This is a genomic window from Bacillus sp. AP50 (assembly GCF_040492675.1).
Classification (GTDB): Bacteria; Bacillota; Bacilli; order Bacillales; family Bacillaceae_G; genus Bacillus_A; species Bacillus_A cereus.
Map to the genome: position 1 here is coordinate 1 of NZ_JBEUTW010000257.1, position 9,809 is coordinate 9,809.

A 9,809-nucleotide genomic window follows, 5' to 3' on the forward strand; every position below is an offset into this window, starting at 1 on the left:
GTATAGGACAGGCCGAGTATGTAATATTCTTAATTGAATGCTATACATAATGAGGTGAAAGAATGAATAAGTCTTACTTATTAGATAATGAAGGAATGAGAACGAGAACCGACATACCGGATTGGGTTGCAAAAGAATTTGAGATTTTTTCAAATGTTGTGTTAGAACCAACTTTTCCATGTTATTTCGGTTTAACAGCTTTGAAAAAGAATGAACTTCGTTATTCATTTCTTTCTCATAATGATTGGAGTCATTTGCCGCATACAATGTTATCTTTTTTAGAGTTAATGAAAGAGAGACCGATTGTAAGAAGGGGCTTTTTCCTTTTTGTAGAACCGGAATGTGAAGAACAATCACTCGAATATTACCGTGATTCTTTTTGGAAAGTGTTACAGTATTTACATGAAAACGATAATCAAGCATGGCCAAAGCAAATTCCTGAAGACCCAGACCATTATTTATGGGAATTTTCATTTGGTGGTGAGCCAATATTCGCATTTGGAAATGCGCCAGCTTATAAACAACGAAAAACTAGACATTTAGGGAATTCTCTCGTTATTGGGTTTCAGCCACGCACTATTTTTGATGGATTAGAGGGAGATCGTCCTAAAGGAGCATATTCAAGACAAATGGTCCGTGAGCGAGTTGAAAAGTGGGATCAATTGCCGAAACATCCTAACATTAGTCATTATGGTGACCCAGAGCATCGTGAATGGAAACAATATTTCATAGGAGACGATGTAGAGCCAATAAAAGGGAAATGTCCTTTTCTTCATAGGATAGAAAAGTAAGAGCCATCATCTAGATGGCTCTTTTGTATATTTTGGATAAAAAAGGGTATTTTATTATGAAAGCTAGTCTATTTTTTAAAATTACATCATTAACTAGTAGTAAAGAGAGTAGAAAGGATAGAGCGATGATTGGAGCAATTATACAGCAAATCGTATTAGGTATATCATTAGCTGCGCCAGTAGGGCCGATTAATATTGAAATGTTAAAACGAGGAATTGAACGTGGTTTTTGGCACGCTTGGGTTGTTGGAATTGGTGGAATGACTGCAGATGTTTTATTTATGCTTCTCATTTATTTCGGTTTATCTTCTGTGTTTATGTATACATATGTACAAGCCTTCATGTATTGCACGGGTTTTTTCTTGTTATTTTATTTAGGATTTCAAAGTGTAAAACAAGGAATTTTCGAATCGAATATGGAATATAAAAAAGAAGAGGTAGGTGGCCTTAAGCAATCGTTTATGGCAGGATTTTTAATTGCGATATCCAATCCATTAAATCTTGTTTTTTGGTTTGGTATATACGGAAGTACACTTAGCTCATTACTTACGAAGGTAACGAAACAAGAAGCTTTTTTGTACAGTCTTTGCATTATTGTTGGTATTATTTTATGGAATTTAAATATTGCTTTTTCTGTACATTTTGGAAGAACTTTATTAAAACCAAAAGCGCTTGGCTACATAACAGCCGGAGCAGGTATTATTTTAGTAGGTTACTCTATACATTTTGCATACAAAGCTTTACAGTTGTTCACATAAGATTGAAGGGGAGATTTTTATGTATCGAACCACTATTGACGGAAAAGAAATTATAATTACGTTAGCGCCAAAAATCCGAAAAGAAATTACTGATAGAAATCCACTATATGAAGCGGTATTTCATAATGCTGCAAGATTGTTACAAACAAAGCAACCGACGTTTGCAGTAAATCATGAAATATTTGGGCTCATTATTGGAGAAGTGCAAAGAGGAGAAGTAACAGTGTTTGCAGTGGAACATATTATTCCGAAGCAAAATATATTTGGATCAAACAATTTTTTCTCGGCAATAGAACAGCAGGCAAATTTGTAAAGTGAATAGAATAAGAATAGAAAAGAAATAGTCGTAACGATATGTTGCGGCTGTTTTTTTGGAAAAGGGGGAAACAAGATGAAGAAAGTGGGGAAAGAGTTCTTTTTACAACATGATATTGTTATTATGTATAGCATTCTATTTATTTTCATTATTATTTTAAAAATGCAATTTTTTACGTGGTTTGGCATGTTAGCATGTGTGTTTGGGATTGTTTTCTATACACTTAATGAATATATGACACATCGTTTTTTATTCCATATAAAGCCACCTAAAAACACATTTCTATTAAAAATGTTAAGAAGATTGCATTATGATCACCACGTATATCCAGATGATTTAAAACTTTTGTTTTTACCTGTATGGTTTAGTATACCTAGTTTTACTATATATTTACTTATAGCATATGGTATTACAAAAAGTGTTACTATTGCACTTTCATTTGGAATCGGAATGATTATTATGCTGCTCGTTTACGAATGGAAACATTATATTGCTCATAGACCGATTCGTCCCGTCACTAAGTTTGGAAGATGGCTAAAAAAACAACATATATTACACCATTATAAAAACGAAAAGTTTTGGTTTGGTGTTTCAAATCCAGTATTCGATTTTATATTTGGAACACTTAAAGACGGAAAAGATGTTGAGTTAAGCGAAACGGCTCGTAATTTAGAAAAGGAAAAAAAGACAAAAGTAGTGCGTTAAGCACTGCTTTTGTCTTAATGAGGATAAATAAGTAAGGTGTCACTTTATTTTGAAAAAGTATATTAAAAATTTAGGGGAAATTGCCGAAAAATGTCTATCAAAAAATCTTTGCATGAATGCATGGATTGTCTAAAATGAATATAAGTTTCTGAATATTTATAAAATTTAGTCTTTAGGTATGCAAGGGGTAAGTGTATTTTAAGTAAGAGAGGGGATCGGTTAATGAAACGAGACGATACGTCAGCACGTAAGTTGCAAAATGAGGTGAATTATACAGAGGTCGTTCAGTCGGAAGAATTTCAATTGCTATTAAATACGAAAAAGAAGTTTATCATTCCAATGAGTATTTTCTTTTTTATTTTTTTTATCGCATTACCTATTCTAACATCGTATTCAAAGGTGCTTAATACAACTGCATTTGGAGACGTTACATGGGCGTGGGTATTTGCTTTTTCCCAATTTATTATGACATGGGCACTATGTATGATTTATAGCAAAAAAGCAGAATCATTTGATGAAATCTCCCGAAAAATTTTGCAAGATATGCAAAAAGGGAGGGGCTGAACTTGAATACTACTGCATTTGCACTATTTTTAATTATTGTTCTTGGTACGCTCGTCATAACCTATTTTGCATCGAAAAAAACGAAAAATGCGAGTGAATTTTATACGGCTGGAGGGGGATTAACTGGTTGGCAAAATGGTCTGGCCATTGCTGGAGATTACATGTCTGCTGCTTCATTTCTCGGTATAGCTGGAGCAATCGCATTAACTGGGTTTGATGGATTCTTTTATAGTATCGGTTTTTTAGTTGCTTATTTAGTTGTACTATATCTTGTTGCAGAACCGCTTAGAAATTTAGGAAAGTACACTTTGGCGGATATGATTGCAGCACGCTTTGACGTGAAAAAAGTTCGCGGAGTTGCAGCTCTTAATACGATGACGATTTCTATCTTTTATATGATTGCACAATTAGTTGGCGCGGGTGCACTTATTAAATTATTATTAGGGATTGAATATACGACATCTGTATTAATCGTTGGAACACTTATGACGGTGTATGTTATTTTTGGTGGTATGACAGCAACGAGCTGGGTACAAATTGTAAAGGCTGTATTACTTATGGCCGGTACGTTTATTATTTCTGTTATCGTTTTCGCAAAATTCAACTTCAGCGTGACTGAAATGTTTGCCCAAATGAAAACAGCTACACCATTAAAAGATTCATTTTTAAATCCAGGTGTAAAGTATAAGGATGGCCTTGATACACTTTCTTTAAATTTAGGACTAGTACTTGGTACAGCTGGATTACCACATATACTTGTCCGCTTTTTTACAGTACGTGATGCAAAAACTGCACGTCAATCTGTCGTATATGCGACATGGTTAATTGGTGCATTTTATATTATGACGATTTTCTTAGGATTTGGTGCGGCAGCGTTTGTAGGAAATGAAGCGATTATTAAAGCGAACCCAGCGGGTAATATGGCAGCACCTTTATTAGCCAAAGCGTTAGGTGGAGACTTCTTATTTGCTTTCGTATCAGCAATTGCTTTTGCAACAATTTTGGCTGTAGTGGCAGGTCTCGTATTAACGGCAGCATCAGCATTCGCTCATGATTTTTATAATGAGATCATTCGCAAAGGGAAATCATCGGAAAAAGAGCAAGTATCTATGGCTCGGTATGCATCTATTGGAGTAGCGATATTATCTATCATACTTGCATTATTTGCCCAAACATTAAACGTAGCATTTTTAGTATCATTAGCATTTGCAGTTGCAGCGAGTGCAAATCTACCAGTGATTTTATTTACAATATATTGGAAGCGTTTTAATACAACGGGTGCTATTTCCGGTATGATTGTAGGGCTCGTATCAGCAATTGTTCTCGTAGCGTTGAGTCCGAATGTTTGGAACCCTGTAGCTGGAAAAGCTATTTTTGTTGGGGAAGCGATATTCCCATATACGACACCAGGAATTATTTCAATTCCGCTCGGATTTCTTGCAGCATATTTAGGAACTGTTTTATCTAGTAAGAAAGAAGATGCAGCAAAATTTGATGAAATTCTTGTGAAATCTAATACTGGTCACGGTATTAGTGATGCGTCTTCACATTAAATAAAAGAGGAGCTTTTCGATAGATAAGAAAAGCTCTTTTTTCTTTTGTCATTTTCTTGTAAATATTACTGATTTGTAAGTAGGATTTGTCTTAATTTTGTGGAATGAAAATAGCAGGGAGAAATTTAAGTCATCATGGCACCAGCGCAGCTTTTGTGAAAAATAAGTTGTTATGGAAGGTGGAAGTAATGATGAAAACGAAGCAAACTGATGAATTATTAGCAAAAGATGAGCAATATGTTTGGCACGGAATGCGTCCCTTTAGTCCAAATAGTACAATGGTAGGGGCAAAAGCTGAAGGGTGCTGGGTTGAAGATATACAAGGAAAAAGATATTTAGATGGTATGAGTGGTCTTTGGTGTGTGAATAGTGGATATGGAAGAAAGGAGCTCGCAGAAGCGGCTTATAAGCAATTACAAACATTATCATACTTTCCAATGTCACAATCTCATGAACCAGCTATAAAGCTTGCTGAAAAATTAAATGAGTGGCTTGGGGGAGAGTATGTTATTTTCTTCTCAAATAGTGGTTCAGAAGCGAACGAAACAGCTTTTAAAATAGCAAGACAATACTATGCGCAAAAAGGTGAACCACATCGTTATAAATTTATGTCACGTTATCGTGGGTATCACGGGAATACAATGGCGACAATGGCAGCGACGGGACAAGCGCAGCGTAGATATCAATATGAACCGTTTGCTTCAGGCTTTTTACACGTAACACCACCGGATTGTTACCGTATGCCTGAAATTGAAGGGCAGCATATTTATGATGTAGAATGTGTGAAAGAAGTCGATCGTGTTATGACGTGGGAATTAAGTGAAACAATTGCCGCTTTTATTATGGAACCAATTATTACAGGCGGGGGCATATTAATGCCACCACAAGACTATATGAAAGCTGTTCATGAAACGTGTCAAAAACACGGTGCCTTGCTTATTAGTGATGAAGTAATTTGCGGTTTCGGACGTACAGGAAAAGCATTTGGATTTATGAATTATGATGTGAAGCCAGATATTATTACGATGGCAAAAGGGATTACGAGCGCATATTTACCATTATCTGCAACAGCTGTGAAAAAAGAAATATATGAAGCATTTAAAGGGAAGGGAGAGTATGAATTCTTCCGACATATTAATACATTTGGTGGAAATCCAGCAGCTTGTGCATTAGCCCTTAAAAACTTAGAGATTATGGAAAATGAAAATTTAATTGAGCGATCTGCGCAAATGGGTTCCCTTTTATTAGAGCAACTAAAAGATGAAATTGGGGAACATCCGCTTGTTGGGGATATTAGAGGAAAAGGTCTATTAGTTGGAATTGAATTAGTAAATGATAAAGAGACGAAAGAGCCAATTGATAACGACAAAATCGCAAGTGTCATAAATGCTTGTAAAGAAAAAGGGCTTATTATAGGACGAAACGGTATGACGACAGCAGGATATAATAACGTCTTAACATTAGCACCGCCGCTTATTATTTCAAGTGAAGAAATTGCCTTTGTTGTTGGAACGTTGAAGACGGCGATGGAACGTATTTAATAAATAGAGAGAGGAGCGAGCTTTAATATAAGGCTCGCTTTTGTTTAGTAGAGGGGACTTTTAATGGATAAATATGATCCGAACAAACATTATCACATCGGATATTATGAAGACGGATATGATTTAGAAGTGACGGCGTACAAAAGAATAAATGAACCAGTTTGGGATGCTTATCTTCCGCACTATGAGGTAGACGATTTTTATAAGAAAGTGGAGGAAATGAAACTGGGTGAATATATAGATGATTATGGTATTAAGGTGTATTCATTTAGTAATGATATCAATGATGAAGAAGCACGAACTATTTTTGAAAAATGGTTAAAAAGCATTAAGAAGTAAAAGAAATCCTTTTTCATAAAGGATTTCTTTAGATTAAGAAGAATTATATGCTGTATGGAAAGAAACATAATGTAATTTAGATTTGAAAAGTGCTACAAATGTGTTATTAAAAGGAATGTGAGCGCGGGATAAAAGTCGATTAAATTGGAATCTAATTCATTTTGCAGAATATAATAAGTCATAAATATTTTTAGTTGCATACGAAGATTTGTTCTTATATGATAGATAGTGAAAGCGTTATCAAAAACAGAGCGACGATGGGAAAGGCGGTTAAATATGTTCCAGCGTGTTCAAACAAAGGAAGAACATTTTGGGTTCGAGCAACTATGGGGAGATTTTTGTGAAGAAAGAAACTTAATGTTCGTAGAACGTAATTTAAATCCATCACGATTTTTATTAATAGAAGATGAACATCCTATTGGTACAGTAGAATGTATTAAGTATACGATACCTGAACAATCAAATTCTGAGTTTTTCTATCCGTTTTCTAAAAATGATTTAGTAAAAGATTTGAAGAATGTGTATGAAATAGGTAAGTTAAGTATTTCGAAAACGTCTCGTGGGAGAGGACATTTCAAAAGGCTAACAGCTATTTTATTTATACATGCGTTAGAAACAAAAGCTGAATGGTACATTGCAGCAGTAACAAAAAGAATGTATATGTATTTACTTACACTTGGTTTTCCAATTGAGCCAATAGATAATCCATTTCAGTTTCATGATACTTTACAAGGTGTACCAGTAAGAATTCATGCTCGAAAAGGGGTTACGCATTTGTATTCTTTAAAAGAATTTCGTGATGTGATTCAAGGGAATGCTCATGCACAGGCATTAATTGCAGAATACAGTAAAAATATTATGTTAACGAAATAAAGCGAAGTGAATATGTATAATAAAGAGAATAATATTTGTATAGGATATAACTCTTCATTAAAAAAGACCCTTATTATTTTAATAAGGGTCTAAAAATTATAATCCAAATATACTAAAAATCATTTTGCGGCGCTTCGGTTTCTTTTCTCGTTCATATGTTGGTTTTGAATCAGGAGTAATATAAATGGGTTCTTCTTTCGTTAGGGCAGCTTCTAACTTTTGAATTCGCTCTAACATTTCCTCCATTTCACGACGGTGTTGTAAAAGTTGGTACGTGACGACATCATTTGCCTTATCTTGCATTTGTTCTTCCATTCGATCAAGTCTTCTCGTAATAGTGTTTAATTGATCAGCTAATTGCTCAAAATCATTGGGTGATATGTTTTGAACAATTGTATTAACTTGAGTTTTTAATTCCTCAACTTCATTTGAGGAAGCCTTTTGAGTAGATTGAGAATTTTGAGATTGCTCTATTTGAAATCGATGGTGTTCTAACATTTGATCGACATCCTCTTGTGTGAAAATAAAGTGGCCATATTTGTTTTTCTCTATCGTAAGATTTAATTGTTGTGCGATCCGGACAACAGCCTTTGGGCTAACACCTAATTTCTTTGCGATAAATGGTGTTTTATATTCCAAAATAATCCCTCCTATATATATCCTGTTGAATGATTTCGAGCTATGAAGTAAGTTCCCTTCTAGTGCGACAAAAGAAGTGTGGAATCGGCAAAGAAAGTGTTTTTTCACGAAATTGAGTTGAGAAGAATAGTTCGTTTAAATAAAAATGTTTTATCGTAACATTTAGAATAATTTGACGAGTGTAAATGAATTAGATTATCATAATGATAAATATCTTTTTTATGTATGCATATAATATATAAAAAGGTGGTTGCTAATGTAGAATTTTGTTAGAGTATTAGAATGCTTACTTCACTTGAATAAAATTAAGTAGGAGGTGGCTTCCTTGCTTACAAAGTAAGTAAGGAAAAGTATTTGGACATATATAGTATAAGTATAGTGATTGTTTTAATTGCTTTAACGGCATTTTTCGTTGCAGCAGAATTTGCAATTGTTAAAGTGAGAAGTTCACGAATTGACTATTTAATTGCAGAAGGAAATAATCGTGCAACATCGGTCAAAACAGTCATTACAAACTTAGACGAATATTTATCTGCTTGTCAGCTGGGAATTACTGTTACAGCTTTAGGAATTGGGTGGTTTGGTAAACCTGCGTTAAAGCAAATGTTTGATACGCTTTTTGCAAATTGGAATATCTCTACTCAACTAGCAGACATTTTTGCTGTAATTTTAGTGTTTTTGTTAATTACTTTTTTACATGTTGTAATAGGTGAATTGGCCCCAAAAACATTTGCAATTCAAAAATCTGAACAAGTGAGTTTACTTGTTTCTAAGCCGTTAATTTTCTTTTATCGTATTGCATTCCCATTCATTTGGCTATTAAATGGTTCAGCTCGAATCATTACGAAGCTGCTAGGGCTGAAACCGCCGAAGGGACATGATGAGGTTCATTCAGAAGAAGAATTACGGTTGTTAGTTTCAGAAAGTTATAAAAATGGTGAGATTAATCAATCTGAATATAAATATGTGAATAAAATTTTTGAATTTGATGATCGCATTGCAAAAGAAATAATGGTACCTCGAACTGAAATGAATATTATAAGTAAAGAGATGCCTGCTGAAGAAGCTTTGCAAAAAATGTCTCGTGAAAAATATACAAGGTATCCAGTTGTTGATGGCGACAAAGACCACGTAATAGGTTTTGTGAATTTTAAAGATATTTTTACTGAATTTGTACAACATAAAGCTGTTAATAAGAAGACAGTAGAGCAATATATGAGACCAATTATTTTAGTTATCTATTCTATTCCAATTCATGATTTGTTTTTAAAAATGCAAAAAGAAAGAACACATATTGCTATATTGATAGATGAATATGGTGGAACATCTGGACTTGTTACTGTTGAAGATATTCTGGAAGAAATTGTTGGAGATATTCAGGATGAGTTTGATACGGATGAGCAGCCAGAAATTCAAAAGGTTAGTGAAACGAAGACGATACTAGAGGGAAAAGTACTTGTTAGTGAAGTGAATATGTTATTTGGTTTAGGGATTGATGATGATGGTGTTGATACAATCGGTGGTTGGATTTTAACGAAGAATATAGAGATTGCTGAAGAGGATTCCATTGAAATTGAAAATTATAAGTTTTGTGTGAAAGAATTAGATGGACATTATATAAAAAGATTAGAAGTTACAAAGATAGTAGAATCGATTGTTATTTTAGAAGATGAAAAACAAATTTCGTTACAAGAGCAAATTAGCTCGTAAACTCTGCTATATAGCAGAGT

11 protein-coding genes are annotated in these 9,809 nt (G+C 34.1%); 10 read left to right on the forward strand and 1 reads right to left on the reverse strand.

From position 1 onward, the window contains the following. Positions 1-62 precede the first annotated feature (62 nt). From ABWK52_RS18700 to ABWK52_RS18740, 9 genes are all read left to right on the forward strand, one after another. Positions 63-791 carry a YqcI/YcgG family protein gene (locus tag ABWK52_RS18700; protein ID WP_001043769.1) on the forward strand — a complete coding sequence of 243 codons (729 nt, stop codon included), beginning with the start codon at positions 63-65 and terminating at the stop codon, positions 789-791. A gap of 14 nt (positions 792-805) precedes the next feature. Then, positions 806-1,549, forward strand: a complete 744-nt coding sequence (locus ABWK52_RS18705) for a LysE family transporter (RefSeq protein WP_001196839.1) — start codon at positions 806-808, stop codon at positions 1,547-1,549. A 19-nt stretch (positions 1,550-1,568) separates the two neighbouring features. Continuing rightward, entirely contained in the window at positions 1,569-1,862 is a 294-nt protein-coding gene (locus tag ABWK52_RS18710) for a hypothetical protein (RefSeq protein WP_000286362.1), read from the forward strand. A gap of 78 nt (positions 1,863-1,940) precedes the next feature. Continuing rightward, positions 1,941-2,570: a sterol desaturase family protein gene (locus ABWK52_RS18715; protein ID WP_000755400.1), complete on the forward strand. Its 630-nt coding sequence runs from the start codon at positions 1,941-1,943 to the stop codon at positions 2,568-2,570. 222 nt (positions 2,571-2,792) lie between these two features. Then, positions 2,793-3,134 (forward strand): DUF485 domain-containing protein, encoded by a 342-nt coding sequence (locus tag ABWK52_RS18720; RefSeq protein WP_098541414.1) that lies wholly within the window; start codon positions 2,793-2,795, stop codon positions 3,132-3,134. A gap of 2 nt (positions 3,135-3,136) precedes the next feature. Further along, on the forward strand, positions 3,137-4,687 hold the full coding sequence (locus ABWK52_RS18725) for a solute symporter family protein (protein WP_098541416.1): 1,551 nt from the start codon (positions 3,137-3,139) through the stop codon (positions 4,685-4,687). Between the two features lie 191 nt (positions 4,688-4,878). Further along, positions 4,879-6,228 (forward strand): aspartate aminotransferase family protein, encoded by a 1,350-nt coding sequence (locus ABWK52_RS18730; protein WP_141537356.1) that lies wholly within the window; start codon positions 4,879-4,881, stop codon positions 6,226-6,228. A 63-nt stretch (positions 6,229-6,291) separates the two neighbouring features. Further along, positions 6,292-6,567: a DUF3986 family protein gene (locus ABWK52_RS18735; RefSeq protein ID WP_353772067.1), complete on the forward strand. Its 276-nt coding sequence runs from the start codon at positions 6,292-6,294 to the stop codon at positions 6,565-6,567. A 276-nt stretch (positions 6,568-6,843) separates the two neighbouring features. Further along, positions 6,844-7,440 carry a hypothetical protein gene (locus ABWK52_RS18740; protein ID WP_000487794.1) on the forward strand — a complete coding sequence of 199 codons (597 nt, stop codon included), beginning with the start codon at positions 6,844-6,846 and terminating at the stop codon, positions 7,438-7,440. A gap of 96 nt (positions 7,441-7,536) precedes the next feature. On the opposite strand, the gene racA is transcribed toward ABWK52_RS18740, so the two are convergent. Next, positions 7,537-8,079, reverse strand: coding sequence for a chromosome-anchoring protein RacA (racA, locus tag ABWK52_RS18745; RefSeq protein ID WP_087948378.1), 543 nt, complete (start codon positions 8,077-8,079; stop codon positions 7,537-7,539). 354 nt (positions 8,080-8,433) lie between these two features. On the opposite strand from racA, the gene ABWK52_RS18750 reads away from it, so the two are divergent. Beyond that, entirely contained in the window at positions 8,434-9,789 is a 1,356-nt protein-coding gene (locus ABWK52_RS18750; protein ID WP_353772068.1) for a hemolysin family protein, read from the forward strand. The last annotated feature ends 20 nt before the right edge of the window (positions 9,790-9,809 follow it).